We start from the raw sequence: 18,603 nt of genomic DNA on the forward strand, positions 1-18,603 counted from the left end.
GGAGCCGGATCGTCCTCGGGCTCCGCCCCGGCGCCCCGGACCTCCGACGCCGCTCCGTTGCACGGCCCCGACCCGTCGAGACCACTCCGCATCGGCAACGCCTCCGGCTTCTACGGGGACCGCGCCTCGGCCGTGCGGGAGATGCTGACCGGCGGGCCGCTGGACGTGCTGACCGGCGACTACCTCGCCGAGCTGACCATGCTGATCCTGGGCCGGGACCGGCTGAAGAACCCGGACCTCGGGTACGCCAAGACCTTCCTGAAGCAGCTGGAGGAGGGCCTCGGGCTCGCCCGCGACCGGGGCGTGCGGATCGTCGCCAACGCGGGCGGCCTGAACCCGGCCGGGCTCGCGGACGCGGTCCGGACGCTCGCCGCGAAGGCCGGCGTCCCGGTCGCGGTCGCGCACGTCGAGGGCGACGACCTGCTCGCGCGGGGCGACCTGCTCGCGGGGGACGGCGCGCTGACCGCGAACGCCTACCTCGGCGGCGGCGGCATCACCGCCTGCCTGAAGGCCGGCGCGGACGTGGTCGTCACCGGCCGGGTCACCGACGCGGCGCTGGTCAGCGGCGCGGCGGCCTGGTGGTTCGACTGGTCGCCGCGGGACTACGACGCCCTCGCCGGGGCGGTCGTATCGGGCCACGTGCTGGAGTGCGGCACCCAGGCCACCGGCGGCAACTACGCCTTCTTCGGCCGCCACGACGTGCGCCGCCCCGGCTTCCCGCTGGCCGAGATCGCCGCTGACGGCTCGGCGGTCGTCACCAAGCACCCCGGCACCGGCGGCGCCGTCACCCCGGGCACGGTCACCGCGCAACTGCTGTACGAGACCCAGGGCGCCCGCTACGCCGGCCCGGACGTCACGGCCCGTCTGGACACCGTACGGCTGGCCGCCGACGGCCCCGACCGCGTGCGGATCTCCGGCACCCGCGGAGAGGCCCCGCCGGACACCCTCAAGGTGGGCGTGACCCGGATCGGCGGCTGGCGCAACGAGACCGTGTTCGTCCTGACCGGCCTCGACATCGAGGAGAAGGCCGCGCTGGTACGGGACCAGCTGGCCGGCGCGCTGGCCGGGACCGCCGAGGCGACCTGGACGCTGGCCCGCACGGACCACCCCGACGCCGGCACCCAGGAGACGGCGAGCGCGCTGCTGCGGCTGGTGGTCCGCGACCCGTCGCCGGACCCGGTGGGGCGCGCGTTCTCGTCGGCCGCCGTCGAACTCGCGCTGGGCAGCTACCCGGGCTTCCACGTCACGGCCCCGCCGGGACCGGCCCAGCCGTACGGGGTGTTCGCGGCGGAGTACGTGCCGGCGGCGGAGGTCCCGCACACGGCGGTGCTCCCCACGGGCGAACGCCTCGCCGTCCCGGTGCCGCCCCGCGTGCCCCCGCTGCCCCCGGAGCCGTCCCAGCCCGCGGAGCCACCGCCCACTCGGCCCCTCCGGCGTTCGAGGAGCGGGTCCGGGCAGAGCCCGGTACCCGGCGGAGCCGGGTCGCCTTGGACCTCGGCCCCCGACACCGAGACGGCTTCCGGCCCCGCACGACCCGCCGACACCCGTCGCACACCCCTGGGCCGCGTGTTCGGCGCCCGGAGCGGTGACAAGGGCGGCGACGCCAACCTCGGGGTGTGGGCGGAATCCGCCCCCGCCTGGGAGTGGCTGGACGCCGCCCTGACCACCGACGCCCTGCGCACCCTGCTCCCGGAACTGCACGGCCTCGACGTCACCCGCCACCGGCTGCCGGGGCTGCGCGCCCTCAACTTCGAGATCCGCGGCCTGCTCGGCGAGGGGGTAGCGGCCCAGCACCGTTTCGACCCGCAGGCCAAGGCGCTCGGCGAGTGGTTCCGCTCCCGCCTCGCCGACCTGCCCGCCGAGCTCTTGACCGAGGACCCCGACCCGACACCCCCGGAGGTGAGCCGGTGACCCGGCTCGGTACCCGTATCGACCCCGCCGGCCCCGAGTACGGGGCGCACCGGGCCACCGCCCTGGAGCGGCTCGCCGCGCTCGACGACGAGCACGCCAAGGCGCTCGCCGGCGGCGGCGAGAAGTACACCGAACGCCACCGCGGGCGCGGCAAGCTGCTGGCCCGCGAGCGCATCGAGCTGCTCCTCGACCCGGACACGCCGTTCCTGGAGCTGTCCCCGCTCGCTGCCTGGGGCAGCGACTACCCGGTCGGCGCCTCGATGGTCACCGGGATCGGCACGGTCGAGGGCACCGAGTGCCTGATCACCGCCAACGACCCGACCGTGCGCGGCGGCGCCTCCAACCCGTGGACCCTGAAGAAGGCGCTGCGGGCCAACGAGATCGCCCGCGCCAACCGGCTGCCCTGCATCAGCCTCGTGGAGTCCGGCGGCGCCGACCTCCCCTCCCAGAAGGAGATCTTCATCCCGGGCGGGGCGATCTTCCGGGACCTGACCCGGCTGTCCGCCGCGGGGATCCCGACCATCGCCGTCGTGTTCGGCAACTCCACCGCCGGCGGCGCGTACGTCCCCGGCATGTCCGACCACACGATCATGGTGAAGGACCGCTCCAAGGTGTTCCTGGGGGGTCCGCCGCTGGTCAAGATGGCCACCGGTGAGGAGAGCGACGACGAGTCCCTCGGCGGCGCCGACATGCACGCCCGCACCTCCGGTCTCGCCGACCACCTCGCCGCCGACGAGGAGGACGCGATCCGGCAGGCCCGCCGGGTCGTCGCCCGCCTCAACCACCGCCGGTCCACCCCGGTTCCCGCGGCCGCCGAGGAGCCGCTGTACGACGCCGAGGAGCTCCTCGGCATCGTGCCCGGCGACCTCAAGACCCCCTTCGACCCGCGCGAGGTCATCGCCCGGATCGTCGACGGCTCCGACTTCGACGAGTTCAAGCCGCTGTACGGGACCAGCCTGGTCACCGGCTGGGCCGCGCTGCACGGCTATCCGGTCGGCATCCTCGCCAACGCCCAGGGCGTGCTGTTCAGCGAGGAGTCGCAGAAGGCCGCCCAGTTCATCCAGCTCGCCAACCAGCGCGACATCCCCCTGCTGTTCCTCCACAACACCACCGGCTACATGGTCGGCAAGGAGTACGAGCAGGGCGGCATCGTCAAGCACGGCTCGATGATGATCAACGCGGTGTCGAACTCCCGGGTCCCGCACCTGTCCGTCCTGATCGGCGCCTCGTACGGCGCCGGGCACTACGGCATGTGCGGCCGGGCCTACGACCCCCGCTTCCTGTTCGCCTGGCCCAGCGCCAAGTCCGCCGTCATGGGCCCGCAGCAGCTCGCCGGGGTGCTGTCCATCGTGGCCCGCCAGTCGGCCGCCGCGAAGGGCCGCCCGTACGACGAGGAGGCCGACGCCGGGATGCGCGCCTTCGTCGAGGCGCAGATCGAGTCCGAGTCGCTGCCCGTCTTCCTGTCCGGGCGGCTCTACGACGACGGGATCATCGACCCGCGCGACACCCGCACGATCCTCGGCCTGTGCCTGTCGGCCGTCCACAACGCCCCCGTCGAGGGCGCCCGCGGCGGCTTCGGCGTCTTCCGGATGTGAGCCCCAGATGACCCAGCAGATCACCTCCGTGCTCGTCGCGAACCGCGGCGAGATCGCCGTGCGGATCTTCCGTACCGCCCGCGCCCTCGGCCTCGACACCGTCGCCGTGTACGCGGACCCCGACGCCGGGGCCGCCCACGTGCGGGCCGCGGACGCCGCCGTGCGGCTGCCGGGCGCCGCGCCCGCCGACACCTACCTGCGCGCCGACCTGATCGTGGACGCGGCCCTCGCGGCCGGCGCCGACGCCGTCCACCCGGGCTACGGATTCCTCTCCGAGAACGCCGCGTTCGCCCGGGCCGTCCAGGACGCCGGCCTGGTGTGGATCGGACCGCCGCCCGCCGCCATCGACGCCATGGCCTCCAAGACGCGCGCCAAGGAGCTGATGCGCGCCGCCGGCGTGCCCCTGCTCGACCCCGTGGACCCGGCCCGCGCCACCGAGGCCGACCTCCCGCTGCTGCTGAAGGCCGCCGCGGGCGGCGGCGGCCGCGGCATGCGGGTGGTCCGCGACCTCGATCAGCTGAAGTCCGAGCTCGACGCGGCCGCCGCCGAGGCCCGCTCGGCCTTCGGCGACGGCGAGGTCTTCGCCGAGCCGTACGTGGAGCGCGGCCGCCACGTCGAGGTGCAGATCCTCGCCGACGCCCACGGCACCGTCTGGGCGCTGGGCACCCGGGACTGCTCCCTCCAGCGCCGCCACCAGAAGGTCATCGAGGAGGCCCCCGCCCCCGGGCTGCCCGCCGCCGTGCGCACCACCCTGCACTCCGCGGCGGTCGCCGCCGCGCGGGCCGTCTCGTACGAGGGCGCCGGCACGGTGGAGTTCCTGGTCACCGCCGACGGCCGGGTCTGCTTCCTGGAGATGAACACCCGCCTCCAGGTGGAACACCCCGTCACCGAAGCGGTCTTCGGCATCGACCTGGTCGCCCTCCAGCTGCGGATCGCCGAGGGCGCCCCGCTCCCCGTCGACCCCCCGCAGCCCACCGGACACGCCGTCGAGGCCCGCCTCTACGCCGAGGATCCCGCGCGCGGCTGGCGCCCGCAGACCGGCACCCTCGACGCCCTCGACGTGCCCGGCGAGGTCCGCGTCGACACCGGGTTCGGGGCCGGCGACACGGTGGGCGTGCACTACGACCCGATGCTCGCCAAGGTGATCGCGCACGCGCCCACCCGCGCCGAGGCGGTCCGCACCCTCGCCCACGCGCTGTCCCGGGCCCGGATCCACGGCCTGGCCACCAACCGCGACCTGCTCGTACGGTCCCTGCGGCACCCGGAGTTCGCGGCCGCCCGCCTCGACACCGGCTTCTACGACCGCCACCTGCCGGAACTCACCGTGGGAGCCCCGGGCGCCGGGCTCGCCGCGCTGGCCGCGGGGCTCGCCGCCGCGGCCCCGGCCCCCGGGGCGCCGCCCGCCGCCCGCCTCGGCGCCTGGCGCAACGTACGCTCCCAGCCGCAGCTGCGCCGCTACCGTTCCGAGCCCGACGGCGCCGAGCACGAGGTCCGCTACGACCGCACCCGCGAGGGAGTGCGTCCCCTCAGCCACCCTGACCACCCCGGCGTCTCGGTGGTCGAGGTCACGCGCGACCGCGTCACCCTCGAAGTCGAGGGCGTCCAGCGGATGTTCCACGTGAAACACAAATCGAACAGCGAGGGCGGCCGGGACGGCACCGACACCGGCACCGGCATCGCAGGCGGCACCGTGTACGTCGACTCGCCGCTGGGCGCCCACACGTTCACGGCCCTGCCCCGGTTCACGGACCCCCAGGACCGCACCGAACCCGGCTCCCTGCTCGCCCCCATGCCCGGCACCGTCGTCCGCGTCGCCGACGGCCTCGTCTCCGGCGCCGCCGTCACCGCCGGGCAGCCCCTGATCTGGCTGGAGGCGATGAAGATGGAGCACCGCATCCTCTCGCCCGCCTCCGGCACGCTCGCCGCGCTCCACGCCGTCCCCGGCCACCAGGTCGAGGTCGGCGCCCTGCTCGCCGTAGTCCAGGAGGAACCGCAACCATGAGCCCCACCGCCGGCACCACCGTCGAATCCGAAGAGCACCAGGCCCTGCGCGCCGCGGTCGCCGCCCTCGGGAAGCGCTACGGCCGCGAGTACCTGGCCAAGACCGCCCGCGAGGGCGGCCACCCTGAGGAGCTGTGGGCGGAAGCCGCCAAGCTCGGCTACCTCGGCGTGAACCTCCCCGAGGAGTACGGCGGCGGAGGCGGCGGCATCGCCGAACTCTCCCTGGTCCTGGAGGAACTGGGCGCCGCGGGCTGTCCGCTCCTGATGATGGTCGTCTCGCCCGCCATCTGCGGCACGGTCATCGCCCGCTTCGGCACCGAGCAGCAGAAGCAGGCCTGGCTGCCCGGTCTCGCCGACGGCAGCCGCACGATGGCCTTCGGCATCACCGAGCCCGACGCCGGCTCCAACTCCCACCGCATCACCACCACCGCGCGCCGCGACGGCGACGCCTGGGTGCTCACCGGCCGCAAGGTCTTCATCTCCGGCGTGGACATCGCCGACGCCACCCTCATCGTCGGCCGCACCGAGGACGCCCGGACCGGCGGCCTCAAGCCCTGCCTGTTCATCGTCCCCCGCGACACCCCCGGCTTCGGCCGCACCATGATCGACATGGAGCTCCAGTCCGCCGAGAAGCAGTTCGAACTCGTCCTGGACGAGGTACGGCTGCCCGCCGAGGCCCTCGTGGGCGACGAGGACGGCGGGCTGCTCCAGCTGTTCGCCGGGCTCAACCCCGAGCGCATCATGACGGCCGCCTTCGCCATCGGCATGGGCCGCTACGCCCTCGGCCGCGCCGTCGACTACGCCCGGACCCGCCAGGTGTGGAAGGAGCCCATCGGCGCCCACCAGGCCGTCGCACACCCCCTCGCCCAGGCCCACATCGAGCTCGAACTCGCCCGCCTGATGATGCAGAAGGCCGCGCACCTCTACGACAGCGGCGACGACATGGCCGCCGGAGAGGCCGCGAACATGGCCAAGTACGCTGCCGGCGAGGCCTGCGTCAAGGCGGTGGACCAGTCCGTCCACACCCTCGGCGGCAACGGCCTCACCCGCGAGTACGGCCTCGCCTCCCTGATCACGGCTGCCCGGGTGGCCCGGATCGCCCCGGTCAGCCGCGAGATGATCCTCAACTTCGTCTCGCACCAGACCCTCGGCCTGCCCAAGTCGTACTAGCAGCACCGCAACACCGCAGTACCCGAGTACCAGAACGAGCCCCGCCAGGCCGGGGCGCGCCGTCCGCCCCGCCGGGGCCGGGCGGGCGTCCCCGGCCCGGCCCCGGCGCCAGACCCGCACGAGAGGAGCCGCAGTGGAACCGGTCGTCAAAGCCGCGCACGCGCACGGCATCACCACCCTCACGCTCGACTCCCCGGCCAACCGCAACGCGCTCTCCGCCGCCCTCGTCGGCGAACTGCGCACCGCGCTCGCCGCGGCGGGCGCCGACCCGGCGGTCCGGGCGGTCGTCCTCACCCACGCCGGCACCACCTTCTGCGCGGGCGCCGACCTCAAGTCGCCCTGCGACCCGGCGGACTTCCTCGCCCTGCTGCGGGAGATCGCGGCGCTGGCCAAGCCCGTCGTCGCCCGGGTCACCGGACACGTCCGGGCCGGCGGCCTCGGCCTGCTCGGCGTCTGCGACCTCGCCGCCGCCGGCCCGGGATCCACGTACGCCTTCACCGAGGTGCACCTCGGCATCGTCCCGGCCGTCATCTCCGGCCCGCTGCTGCCCCTGCTCGACCCGCGGGCGATCTCCCGCTACTTCCTGACCGCCGAGACCTTCGACGCGGCCGAAGCCGCCCGCATCGGCCTGCTCACCCTGCACGCCGACGACGTCGACGCGGCCCTCGCGCCCGTACTCGACGGCCTGCGCAAGGCCGGCCCGCTGGCCCTCGCCACGACCAAACGCCTGGTCACCCGCGCCGTCAGGGAGGCACTCGACCGCGACGGCGCGGCCCTCGCCACCCTCTCGGCCGAGATCTTCGGCTCCGCCGAGGCCCGCGAAGGCATCACCGCCCGCTTCGAACGCCGGAACCCGTCATGGCTGTCGTGACCCGCCCGGCCCGCGAACCCCGGGAACCCGGCGAGGCCAAGGAGCCGAAGGAGCAGAAGGAGCACAAGGAACCGAAGGAGCTCAAGGAGCCCAAGCAGGACCGCAGCCGCGCCACCCGGCAGCGCCTCCTGGAAGCCGCCCTGTCCTGCCTGGCCGAGCACGGCTGGGCCGGCTCCACCGTGGCCGTCGTCGCCGAGCGCGCCGGCGTCTCCCGCGGCGCCGCCCAGCACCATTTCCCCACCCGCGAGGACCTGTTCACGGCCGCGGTCGAGTACGTCGCCGAGGAACGCTCCGCCGCGCTGCGGAGCCTGTTCGACGGCGGCCCGGCCGCCCGCCCCGCCGTCGTCGAGGCCCTCGTGGACCTCTACACCGGCACGCTCTTCCGCGCCGCCCTCCAGCTGTGGGTGGCCGCCTCCAACGAGGAGCAGCTGCGCCCCCGCGTCACCGAACTCGAAGCGCGGGTCGGCCGCGAGACCCACCGGATCGCCGTCGACCTGCTCGGCGCCGACGAATCCGCCCCGGGCGTGCGCGAAACCGTCCAGGGCCTGCTCGACATGGCCCGCGGCCTGGGCCTGGCCAACGTCCTCACCGACGACACCGCCCGCCGCGCCCGCGTCGTCGCCCAGTGGTCCCGCCTCCTCGACGCCGCCCTCGACACCTGACGGACACGCGAGGGGCGCCGCACCCCCGCGGGGATGCGGCGCCCTCACCCGCGTGCCCGTGCCGCTCAGGCGGTCGCGGCGATGTCCTCGTACCCGGCGATCTCCTGCGGGTTGCGGCCGGCCGGACCCACGTAGCGGGCGGACGGGCGCACCAGGCGGCCGGTGCGCTTCTGCTCCAGGATGTGCGCCGACCAGCCGGCGGTGCGGGCGCACGTGAACATCGAGGTGAACATGTGCGCCGGGACCTCCGCGAAGTCCAGCGTGATCGCGGCCCAGAACTCGACGTTGGTGGCGAGCACCCGGTCGGGGCGGCGCGCGTGCAGCTCTTCCAGGGCCGCCTTCTCCAGCGCCTCGGCGACCTCGTAGCGCGGCGCGCCGAGCTCCTTGGCCGTACGGCGCAGCACGCGGGCCCGCGGGTCCTCGGCGCGGTACACGCGGTGCCCGAAGCCCATCAGCCGCTCGCCCTTGTCCAGGGCCTTCTTGACGTACGCCACCGCGTCGCCGGTGCGCTCGATCTCCTCGATCATGCCGAGGACGCGGGACGGCGCGCCGCCGTGCAGCGGGCCGGACATCGCGCCGACCGCGCCCGACAGGGCGGCCGCCACGTCCGCGCCGGTCGAGGCGATCACCCGCGCGGTGAACGTGGAGGCGTTCATGCCGTGCTCGGCCGCGGAGGTCCAGTACGCGTCGACGGCCTTGACGTGCTTGGGGTCGGGCTCGCCGCGCCATCGGATCATGAAGCGCTCGACGACCGACTCGGCCTTGTCGATCTCCTTCTGCGGGACCATCGGCCGGCCCTGCCCGCGGGCGGACTGGGCGACGTACGACAGCGCCATGACGGCGGCCCGGGCCAGGTCGTCACGGGCGGTCCGCTCGTCGATGTCGAGGAGGGGTTTCAGACCCCACACGGGGGCGAGCATCGCGAGCGCGGACTGGACGTCGACCCGGATGTCACCGGAGTGCACCGGGATCGGGAAGGGCTCGGCCGCGGGCAGACCGGGGTTGAACGCACCGTCGACGAGCAGGCCCCACACGTTCCCGAAGGAGACGTGTCCGACCAGGTCTTCGATGTCCACCCCCCGGTAGCGCAGCGAGCCGCCTTCCTTGTCGGGCTCGGCGATCTCCGTCTCGAACGCGACGACTCCTTCGAGTCCGGGTACGAAGTCGGACATGAGGCGGCTCCTCAGGTAGTGCGAGGTACGGCTATGACCATGCGTCAGGATGGGCGGGTACGCACATCTTTGTACGCTTCCACGCGCTTCGCGGTTCGGCCCGGCCGAGCGGGGTCAATCCCGTCATGCCCCGTGCGGACGCGAAATACAGCGGCCACCGCTGCCCAGCCTCCAGATTTTGTCGGCTTCCGCACCCGCGCGGAAGCGTGACGTCCGGCACACCTGTCCGGCGCTGCCCGGCCCACCCGTCCGGCGCGGGGGCGGCCTGCGGCAGGATGGCGGTGTGCCGAACCAGGACCTTGACCCCGCCGTCATGCGCAAGCAGTACCGATCCGAGATCGTGGCCGAGTCCGGCCTCGCCGCGGACCCCATGGACCAGTTCGCCGCGTGGTTCCAGCAGGCCGCGGACGCGAACCTCTTCGAGCCCAACGCGATGGTCGTCGCCACCGCCACGCCCGACGGCCGCCCCAGCTCGCGCACCGTGCTGCTCAAGCAGTTCGACGCCCGGGGCTTCGTGTTCTTCACCAACTACGGCTCCCGCAAGGGCCGCGAGATCGCCGACAACCCGTACGTCTCGCTGCTCTTCCCCTGGCACCCGATCGCCCGGCAGGTCATCGTGACGGGCAAGGCGGTCCGCACCGGCCGGGACGAGACGGCCGCCTACTTCCGCTCCCGGCCGCACGGCTCGCAGCTCGGTGCCTGGGCCAGCGAGCAGTCCTCGGTGATCGCCTCGCGCGCCGACCTCGACCGGCGGTACGCCGAGCTCGCGGCCCGCTACCCCGAGGGCGAGCAGGTGCCCGTGCCGACCGAGTGGGGCGGCTACCGGGTCACGCCCGACGAGGTGGAGTTCTGGCAGGGCCACGCGAACCGGCTGCACGACCGCCTGCGCTACGTGCGCGAGGCCGGCCCCGCCGGCGGCGCCTGGCGCGTCGAGCGCCTCTGCCCCTGACCCGGCCCGGAAGCGGACCGCAGGGATGTACGGGCGGCCCCGGCGCGCGGCGCGCCCGGGAACGCAGACGACCCGCGGGCTCGGGTTCCTCTCCTGCAGTGAGAGGAGCCGGCCGGACGTACCGGCGAGCCCGCGGGTCGGGTGACTGCTTGGGATTGGCCGGCGATCACGCCGGCAACGCACTGGGTGCGCGCTGACAGCGAGCGTTAGCCCGCAGTCACCTCACGCGTCCGGTTTGCATACATTCTCCGGATCACCTCCTTTCGGTGTGAAGCCAATCTAAAACGCCTTCGCGGACCCCTCAACCCCTTTTTTCGACGGGGGTCCGAAGCCCGTCCGCCGGGTCGGTGCCGGGGCGGTCCGGGGTCGCGAACCGGCGCACGCGCCCGCGGACGAACCGCACGTGAGCCGATGCGCGACCCCGTACGCAACCGCGTGCGCACCGATTTCCGGGAACCCGGTGTGGGCTGCGTCACGTTGCAGTTGAATGATCTGACGTGCCGCACACGAACACCTGCAGGGGGTTCCAGGTGAGTGCTTCCGGACGTAGTGAGACCACCGACGATCTGCTCGCCGCGCTGCTGGACGGCATGGACGCCGCCCTGTGCGCGTTCGACGCCGACGGTGTCGTCACCCACTGGAACCGCGAGGCCGAGCGGATCCTGGGCTGGTCGGCGGCCGAGGCCGTCGGCCGGCGCGGGTTCGCCGGCTGGGCGGCCAGACCGGCCGACGCCGAGGACGTGGCGAAACGCCTGATGGCCGCGCAGGACACGCCCGGCCGCCAGGTCCACGAGTTCGCCCTGCTGACCAAGGACGGCGGACGGGTCCTCGTACGCACCCAGTCCGCCCGGGTGCCGGGCGCGGCCGGGAAACCGGCCGGGGTGTACTGCGCCTTCAGCGAGGTCCACACCCAGATCGACCTGGAACGCTCGATCGCCCTCAGCGAGGCCCTCCTCGACGACGCCTCGTGGGGCGTGGTCCTCGTCGACGTCGACCTGCGCCCGGCCGTCGTGAACACGCACGCGGCCCGGGCCTTCGGCAGCACCCGCACCGCCCTGCTCGGGCGGCCCCTCGGCGACCTGCTGGTGCAGGGCGTGGAGCAGCTCGAGGGCGCGCTCCAGCACGTACTGGCGGAGGGCGCGCCGCCCGCGCCGGTGGAGCTGTGGGTGTCCGTGCGCACTCCGGAGGGGCTGCGGCGGCGCTGCTGGCGGTGCGGGTTCCTGCTGCTGGCCTCGCCGCTCGCGGAGGAGCCGGTGCCGCTCGGGGTGGGCTGGCTGTTCCAGGACGTCACCGAGGCCCGCCAGGCCGAGCTGGACACCGCGCAGCTGAAGTTCCGCACCAACCAGATGCACCGGGCGGCCCGCGCGGCCGCCGAGTGCGAGAACCCGGCCGAGGCGGTGGGCGTACGGCTGGACTTCGCGCTCGCCGGGTTCGCGGACCACGCGCTGGTCGACCTCAGCGTCGGCGACCGGCTGCTGCGGTCCACGGCCTCGCCGCCGCCGCTGGTCAGCGCGGCCCGGATCCCGGTCCGGTACGAGCCAGGCCATCCGGTGCTCCAGGCAATGGACCGGGTCGGCTCGGTCCGGATCAGCAGCCCGGTGCGCAACCCCGAGGGCTGGCCGGAGGGCGTCGTCCACGGGCTGTGCACGGTGCTGCGCAGCCGGGGCCGGACCCTGGGCGTCCTGACCTTCCTGCGGTCGGCCACCCGGCCCGCGTTCGAGCGCCCCGACGCGGTCTACGCGGAGGAGGTCGCGGCCCGTGTCGCGGCCGACCTGGACCTCGCCGAGGCCCTCACCGCCAACCGCTGAGCCGACCGGACGGCACGGGGTGTCGGCGGGGGACGGCGGGGTACCGCGCGGGTCAGTGGCGGAAGAAGATCCGGTCGCCGTACTCGGCGAGCACGCGGCCGTTCCACTCGTGGCCGCCGTCCACGTTGCCCGAGCGCAGCAGCGGCGGCTCGATGCCCCGCGCGACCAGCTGCTCCGCGGCGGCGGCCATCACGGACTGCATGATCGCGCTGGTGACCACCGTGGACGCCGGCGCGAACGGCGCCTCGATGCCGTCGAGGCTGAGCTCGGCGTCACCGACGGCGATCTTGCTGTCGAGCACGATGTCGCAGTGGTCCTTGAGGAAGGTGCCGGAGGCGTGCCGGGACCGGGTGCCGGTCGTGTACGCCACCGAGGTGACGCCGATGACCTTCAGGCCCAGCGCCCGGGCGTTCATGGCCATTTCCACGGGCAGCGCGTTGCGGCCCGACAGGGAGATGATCGCCAGGACGTCGCCGGCGGCGGCGGGGCTGCTGTCGAGGACCGCCCCGGCCAGGCCGTCGACCCGCTCCAGGGCGCTGCCGAGGGTGGCGGGCATGACGTCGACGCCCGCGGTGCCGGGGACGGAGAGGAAGTTCATCAGTGCGAGGCCGCCGGCCCGGTAGACCACGTCCTGCGCCGGGAGTGAGGAGTGCCCGGCGCCGAAGGCGAAGAGCCGGTTGCCGGACGCGACGGCCTCGGCGATCAGTTCGCCGGCCGCGGCGATGTGCCCGGACTCCTCGTCCCTGACCTGCTGCAGCAGCCCGATCGCGGCGTCGAAGAACTGACCGGCCAGCTTGCTCTCGCTCATGCGCCGAGGACCCTTCCGGGGTGGGGTGCTTCCGTGTCGCCGATCACGGTGCGGTCTGGACCAGCGGCCTGTCAATACGCGGGTCAACCCGGTGGCCGGGCAACGGCGGGTGCCCGGTTTCCCCGGCGCGGGACGGTTGTCGGCGGTATGCGTCAGAATTGGGGGCAGGGCCAGCGCACGATACTGAGGGGCACGTATGTCCGGACTGATCGATACCACGGAGATGTATCTCCGCACCATCCTCGAGCTGGAAGAGGAAGGCGTGGTCCCCATGCGCGCCCGGATCGCCGAACGGCTCGATCAGAGCGGTCCGACGGTCAGCCAGACGGTGGCGCGGATGGAGCGCGACGGCCTGGTGGCCGTCGCCAGTGACCGGCACCTGGAACTGACCGAGGAGGGCCGCCGGCTGGCGACGCGCGTCATGCGCAAGCACCGGCTGGCCGAGTGCCTGCTCGTCGACGTCATCGGCCTGGAGTGGGAGCAGGTCCACGCCGAGGCCTGCCGCTGGGAGCACGTGATGAGCGAGGCGGTGGAGCGGCGGGTGCTGGAGCTGCTGCGCCACCCGACGGAATCTCCGTACGGGAACCCGATCCCGGGCCTGGAGGAGCTGGGCGAGAAGGCCGAGGCCGACCCGTTCCTCGACGACAACATGGTCAGCCTGTCCGAGCTGGACCCCGGCACCGAGGGCAAGACCGTCGTGGTCCGCCGGATCGGTGAGCCGATCCAGACGGACGCGCAGCTGATGTACACGCTGCGGCGCGCGGGCGTGCAGCCCGGCTCCGTGGTGAGCGTGACGGAGTCGCCCGGCGGTGTGCTGGTCGGCTCCGGCGGCGAGGCCGCCGAGCTGGAGGCGGACATCGCCTCCCACGTGTTCGTCGCCAAGCGCTGACCGTCGAGCACCCACCGCGGCCGCGGGGCGCCGACCGCCGAGCAGCCGCAGACCACCCGGACCGGGGCGCCGCACCCCGGGCGCCCGGTCCGGACCCGTACGCCGTCCCGCCCGCCACCCTCGGGCCCGGACGGCGTATCCGTGTCGCCGTACGGCGGGCTGCCGCCGCGGGACGCCGCATCGCGGCGGGTCCGCGCACGGCGGGCCGCCGGCCGTACACACCCCTCGTGCGTCCCGCTCCGCGGACTCAGGCTCCCGCACAGCGGACAGCGGGTGCGCTCCTGTGCGGGGAACGACCGGGCGGGGTGCCAATCTGGCCGAACCGGGCGCCTGCGCGCGGCCGTCGTGCCAGTCTGGGCGGAATGGGCTTTCGTACGTTTCTCCCGGGCCGCGCGGCCCTCGCCGTACCCACGGCTTCCAAGGGAAGGTCCCGGCGCCTTGCGGCGCCGGGACCCGTCCTCCCCTTGGCTGACCCGGAGCCCCGAGCTCCCAGGGTCAATCCCCTCGGACCGTCTTCCCCGAGCGGCCCGCCTCCCGTTGAAGATCTCCCCTCGGCAGCGGCCGCCAATCCTTGAGCAAGGTCACTCGAAAGAGCGGTGTTGGCGAGCGGAGACCGGTTTTCGAATGCGAGTTCGATACTCTGGGCGGGAGCGAAGGGAGGTGCATCGACCTTGGTACGGCGCTTCGATGTGACGGGAGCCGGCGGCGTTCGTCTCGCCGCCTGGGAGTTCGCCGCGGCGGCCGGCGAGGGCCGGCAGGCCCCCGAGGACGACGACGGAGCCGGGGCGGGCCCCGCGGTGCTCCTGCTGCACGGGCTGATGGGCAGCGCGGCCCACTGGGCCGACGCCGCGCACTGGCTGGCCGGCGGCCGCCGCACGGTCGCGTTGGACCAGCGCGGACACGGCCACAGCGAGCACCCCGCCGACGGCCCGTACAGCCGTGAGGCGTTCGTCGCGGACGCGGAGGCCGCCATCGAGCAGCTCGGCCTCGCGCCCGTCACGGTGATCGGCCACTCCATGGGCGCGCTCACCGCCTGGCAGCTCGCCGCGCGCCGGCCGGACCTCGTACAGGCGCTCGTCATCTGCGACATGCGCGCCTCCGCCCTGGGTGCGGCCTCCCAGCGCGAGTGGGAGGACTGGTTCAACAGCTGGCCGCTGCCCTTCGCGTCCCCCGAGGCCGTCCGCCAGTGGTTCGGCGAGGACGACCCGTGGGTGGAGCGGCCCAGCCCGGCCCGCGGCGCGTACTTCGCCGACATGATGGCGCAGGGGCCGGACGGCTGGCGGCCGGTGTTCTCCCGCGCGCAGATGCTCAAGGCGCGCGAGACGTGGGTGTACGACGCGCACTGGGAGGAACTGGCGCAGGTGCGGTGCCCGACGCTGGTGGTGCGGGGGCTGGACGGCGAGCTCGGGCGGGCCGAGGCGCAGGAGATGGTCCGGGTGCTGCCGCGCGGTGAGTACGCGGAGGTCCCCGACGCCGGCCACTACCTCCACTACGACCAACCCGCCGCCTGGCGAGCCGCCCTGGAACCCTTCCTGACCGGCGTCCCCGCCCCCTGACCCACCCCTGCCGGCTACCCGTGCCACCCTCCAGCCGGCCGGCTACCCGTGGCACCCTCCAGCCCGCCGGCTGACCAACTCCCAGCCTCGCCGGAGGAGCGGGTCCGGGCGGGGCCCGGCAACCCCGCGCGCCCTCCCGCCCCTCCGGCGCTTGAGGAGCGGGTCCGGGCGGGGCCCGGCGACCCCGTGCACCCTTCAGCCCCTCCGGCGTTTGAGGATGGTCCGGGCGGGGCCCGGCGACCCCGTGCACCCTTCAGCCCCTCCGGCGTTTGAGGATGGTCCGGGCGGGGCCCGGTGACCCCGTGCACCCTTCAGCCCCTCCGGCGCTTGAGGAGCGGGTCCGGGCGGAGCCCGGTGCCCGGCGCCAGCCGGGTTGCAGTCTTGGGGCTCCGCCCCAAACCCCGCGCCTCAAACGCCGGCGAGGCTGGATGTTGCGCCCCAAGGCGTCGGCGAGGCTGGGAGTTGCCCGCCAGGCGGGATGTGCCGCCAGGGCACCGGCGAGGCTGGGGATTGCCGGCCAGGCGGGGTGCGCCGCCAGGGCACCGGCGACGCTGGGGGTTGGCCGGCGGGGTGCGCCGCCAGGGCACCGGCGAGGCTGGGTGCGGCGCCAGGCACCGGCGGGGCCGGGGTGGCCGGGAGGGCGGGGTCAGCCCTTGCTTACGGCCTCCAGGATTTCGGGGAGGCGACGCGCCACCCAGGGGGCGGACAGGCGCAGTCCGGCCCACGCGCACAGCGCGCCCCAGGCGATCCCCACCGGCAGCACCAGCCACAGCAGCGCGTGCTGCCCCGCCACGTGCAGCCACACCGTCAGCACGATCAGCGGCGCGCACAGCGCCGCCGAGGCCAGCGCCCCGGCGAAGATGCTCATCCAGGCCAGTGCCCCCTGCCCGGCGGCCACGTTCTTGAACGCCCCGTCCTGCGGGATCGAGTACGGGAACCGGGCCGAGCTGACCGCCCCCGTGCACAGCATCCCGCCGAGGACGCCCAGCGACAGCCCCAGCGCCTCGGGCAGCGCCGCCCAGTTGCCCACCAGCGCCGCCGTCACCGCCGTCACCACGACCGAGTACGGCACCGTGACCAGCGCCAGCGCGTAGGCCCGCGCGCGCAGTTCCACGTACGCGTCCCGCGGCCCGGACACGGTCTGGGCGACCATCCAGAACGCCGAGGTGTCCTGGCCGAACTGGTTGTACATCTGCACGCCGAGCATGGCCGCGCCCATGCAGGCGAGGTAGATCGACCCGGTGCCCTGCAGCGCGTTGAAGACCGGCACGATCAGGCCGACGGCCAGCGAGGTCACCCACGCCGCCTTCGTCTTCGGGTCCCGCCACATGTAGCGCAGCGAGCGGTGCATGGCCGCACCGGTGCGGCCGCCGGGCAGCAGCCGGACGAGTCCGCCGCCGGAGCGGTCCCGGGCCGGCCCGGCGGCGGCGATGGTCGAGCCGTCGGGCGTCACCATCAGCTTGGTGAGGGAGCGCTGCCACGCCCACAGCAGCCCGGCCACGCCCAGCGCGGTCAGCAGCAGTTGCGCGGCCGCGGTCCCGTACGCGCCCCGGGCCGCCGAGTCGACGGCGCCGATCGCGGTCGCCGGCGGCAACCAGCGCACCACGGCCTCGACCGGGTCGAGCGCGTCCATCCCGCCCGCCTTGAACAGGTGCTGGCCGCCGAAGTTGACGACCTGCGCGCCGACCGCGATCACCAGCCCGCTCAGCACCGCGAGGTCACGGCCCTTGCGGCTGGACAGCAGTTGCACGTTGGCGGTGGCCACCGCGCGGGACAGGGCCACGCAGCCGGCCATCAGCAGCGGCACGGCGAGCACGCCGACGGCGATGCCCGCCGGGCCCTGGGCCACGGCCACCACCGAACCCACCGCCAGGCAGAGGGTGAAGAAGGGGCCGATGCCGATCAGGGAGGAGACGAGCAGCGCGCCGACCAGCGGGCCCGGCCGCAGCGGCAGCATCACCAGGCGCGAGGGGTCGAGGGTCTCGTCGCCGCCGGAGAAGAACAGCGGCATCACGGTCCAGCCGAGGGCGAGCACGCCGGCGAGGACCACGGTGACGGTGGCCGCGTGCTCGTGGCCGCGCAGCATGATCAGCCCGAGCAGCTGGAGCAGCGCGAAGAACACCACGAAGACGAGGGTGATGACGAAGGCGGCCCGGCGCTTCGAGGACTGCTTGAGGCCGTTGCGCAGCAGGGACAGCTTCAGGCGGACGAAGACCGGGGCCAGCTCCGCCGCGGTGGCGGGTGCGGGCGCGGCCGGGAAGGGCGTGGCGCTCGGTGCGGTCAGGCCGGTCGTGGAGCTCACCGGGCCGCTCCGCCGCCGAGCCAGTCCAGCGACTCGCCCGCGTCGCGGCCGTGGGCGCCGACGAGTTCGAGGAAGGCGTTCTGGAGGGAGGAGGCCCCGCCCCGGACGTCGGCGAGCGGGCCCGCGGCGCGGATCCGGCCGGCGGCCATGACGGCGACCCAGTCGCAGAGCGACTCGACGAGCTCCATCACGTGCGAGGAGAAGACGACCGTGGCGCCGGACGCGGTGTAACGTTCCAGCACTCCGCGGATGGTCTGCGCGGACACCGGGTCGACGCCTTCGAACGGCTCGTCCAGGAAGAGGACTTCGGGGTTGTGCAGCAGTGCGGCGGCGAGGCCGATCTTCTTCCGCATGCCGGTCGAGTAGTCCACGACCAGCTTGTGCTGGGATCCCGCGAGGTCGAGGACGTCGAGCAGCTGGGTGGCCCGCTTGTCGGTCTCCTCGCCCGGCAGTCCGCGCAACCGGCCCATGTAGCCGAGCAGTTCACGGCCGGACAGCCGCTCGAAGAGCCGCAGCCCCTCCGGCAGCACTCCGATCCGCGCCTTGACGTCCACCGGCCCGGCGCCCGGGCCGGTCCCCCACACGTCGCACCCGGCGACTTCGATCCGGCCGTGGTCGGGGCGCAGCAGGCCCGTCACCATCGACAGCGTGGTGGTCTTGCCCGCGCCGTTCGGGCCGACCAGGCCGATGAACTTGCCGGCCGGCAGTTCCAGGTCGATGCCCGAGACGGCCACTTGTTCACCGAAGCGCTTCCACAGGCCTTCTATCCGCACGGCGGCGGGCGGCGCCGGTCGCGCCCCGCCCGCTTCACCCGCTCCGCCCGTCTCAGCCGCAGCCACCTGGTCAGGCATGTGCCGCACCTTTCTTCGTTCCCCGTTGGTCGGACCACCATACGAGGCGCGAAGCCGT

Annotated in this window: 14 protein-coding genes; 10 read left to right on the forward strand and 4 right to left on the reverse strand. The window is 74.2% G+C overall.

Features of this window, described 5'->3' with window-relative positions; genetic code table 11:
- The first annotated feature begins 57 nt into the window (after window positions 1-57).
- The 6 genes from OG764_RS20465 (at window position 58) to OG764_RS20490 (ending at window position 8,210) form a co-directional block, all read left to right on the forward strand.
- Window positions 58-1,911 (forward strand): acyclic terpene utilization AtuA family protein, encoded by a 1,854-nt coding sequence (locus OG764_RS20465; protein WP_328973090.1) that lies wholly within the window; start codon window positions 58-60, stop codon window positions 1,909-1,911.
- Window positions 1,908-3,506, forward strand: coding sequence for an acyl-CoA carboxylase subunit beta (locus tag OG764_RS20470; RefSeq protein ID WP_328969860.1), 1,599 nt, complete (start codon window positions 1,908-1,910; stop codon window positions 3,504-3,506). The genes OG764_RS20465 and OG764_RS20470 overlap by 4 nt, the downstream gene beginning before the upstream one ends.
- A gap of 7 nt (window positions 3,507-3,513) precedes the next feature.
- On the forward strand, window positions 3,514-5,508 hold the full coding sequence (locus OG764_RS20475) for an ATP-binding protein (RefSeq protein WP_328969861.1): 1,995 nt from the start codon (window positions 3,514-3,516) through the stop codon (window positions 5,506-5,508).
- Window positions 5,505-6,677 carry an acyl-CoA dehydrogenase family protein gene (locus OG764_RS20480; RefSeq protein ID WP_328969862.1) on the forward strand — a complete coding sequence of 391 codons (1,173 nt, stop codon included), beginning with the start codon at window positions 5,505-5,507 and terminating at the stop codon, window positions 6,675-6,677. The genes OG764_RS20475 and OG764_RS20480 overlap by 4 nt, the downstream gene beginning before the upstream one ends.
- Before the next feature lie 133 nt (window positions 6,678-6,810).
- On the forward strand, window positions 6,811-7,548 hold the full coding sequence (locus OG764_RS20485) for an enoyl-CoA hydratase family protein (RefSeq protein WP_328969863.1): 738 nt from the start codon (window positions 6,811-6,813) through the stop codon (window positions 7,546-7,548).
- Entirely contained in the window at window positions 7,536-8,210 is a 675-nt protein-coding gene (locus tag OG764_RS20490; RefSeq protein WP_328969864.1) for a TetR/AcrR family transcriptional regulator, read from the forward strand. The genes OG764_RS20485 and OG764_RS20490 overlap by 13 nt, the downstream gene beginning before the upstream one ends.
- Before the next feature lie 65 nt (window positions 8,211-8,275).
- Here the strand turns inward: OG764_RS20490 and OG764_RS20495 are convergent, their stop codons facing one another.
- Window positions 8,276-9,382 (reverse strand): citrate synthase 2, encoded by a 1,107-nt coding sequence (locus OG764_RS20495; RefSeq protein WP_328969865.1) that lies wholly within the window; start codon window positions 9,380-9,382, stop codon window positions 8,276-8,278.
- A gap of 313 nt (window positions 9,383-9,695) precedes the next feature.
- Between OG764_RS20495 and pdxH the strand changes: the two genes are divergently transcribed.
- Together pdxH and OG764_RS20505 are read left to right on the forward strand one after the other, a co-directional pair.
- Complete coding sequence (gene pdxH / locus OG764_RS20500; RefSeq protein ID WP_328973091.1) at window positions 9,696-10,331, forward strand: pyridoxamine 5'-phosphate oxidase; 636 nt, start codon at window positions 9,696-9,698, stop codon at window positions 10,329-10,331.
- A gap of 530 nt (window positions 10,332-10,861) precedes the next feature.
- The gene (locus tag OG764_RS20505; RefSeq protein ID WP_328969866.1) at window positions 10,862-12,139 is read left to right on the forward strand and encodes a PAS domain-containing protein; all 1,278 of its coding nucleotides are present in this window, start codon (window positions 10,862-10,864) and stop codon (window positions 12,137-12,139) included.
- A gap of 52 nt (window positions 12,140-12,191) precedes the next feature.
- On the opposite strand, the gene OG764_RS20510 is transcribed toward OG764_RS20505, so the two are convergent.
- Entirely contained in the window at window positions 12,192-12,947 is a 756-nt protein-coding gene (locus OG764_RS20510; protein WP_328969867.1) for an SIS domain-containing protein, read from the reverse strand.
- Window positions 12,948-13,143: 196 nt separating this feature from the next.
- Here OG764_RS20510 and OG764_RS20515 point away from each other — a divergent pair, with 196 nt between their 5' ends.
- Together OG764_RS20515 and OG764_RS20520 are read left to right on the forward strand one after the other, a co-directional pair.
- Window positions 13,144-13,836: a metal-dependent transcriptional regulator gene (locus OG764_RS20515; protein ID WP_328969868.1), complete on the forward strand. Its 693-nt coding sequence runs from the start codon at window positions 13,144-13,146 to the stop codon at window positions 13,834-13,836.
- Window positions 13,837-14,507: 671 nt separating this feature from the next.
- Window positions 14,508-15,392 carry an alpha/beta fold hydrolase gene (locus OG764_RS20520; RefSeq protein WP_328969869.1) on the forward strand — a complete coding sequence of 295 codons (885 nt, stop codon included), beginning with the start codon at window positions 14,508-14,510 and terminating at the stop codon, window positions 15,390-15,392.
- 646 nt (window positions 15,393-16,038) lie between these two features.
- Here the strand turns inward: OG764_RS20520 and OG764_RS20525 are convergent.
- The gene (locus tag OG764_RS20525; protein WP_443055998.1) at window positions 16,039-17,694 is read right to left on the reverse strand and encodes a transporter; all 1,656 of its coding nucleotides are present in this window, start codon (window positions 17,692-17,694) and stop codon (window positions 16,039-16,041) included.
- Window positions 17,691-18,545, reverse strand: coding sequence for an ABC transporter ATP-binding protein (locus OG764_RS20530; protein ID WP_328969870.1), 855 nt, complete (start codon window positions 18,543-18,545; stop codon window positions 17,691-17,693). The genes OG764_RS20525 and OG764_RS20530 overlap by 4 nt, the downstream gene beginning before the upstream one ends.
- Between the last annotated feature and the right edge of the window lie 58 nt (window positions 18,546-18,603).

It is taken from the genome of Streptomyces sp. NBC_00239 (assembly GCF_036194065.1).
In the GTDB taxonomy this organism is placed as follows: domain Bacteria; phylum Actinomycetota; class Actinomycetes; order Streptomycetales; family Streptomycetaceae; genus Streptomyces.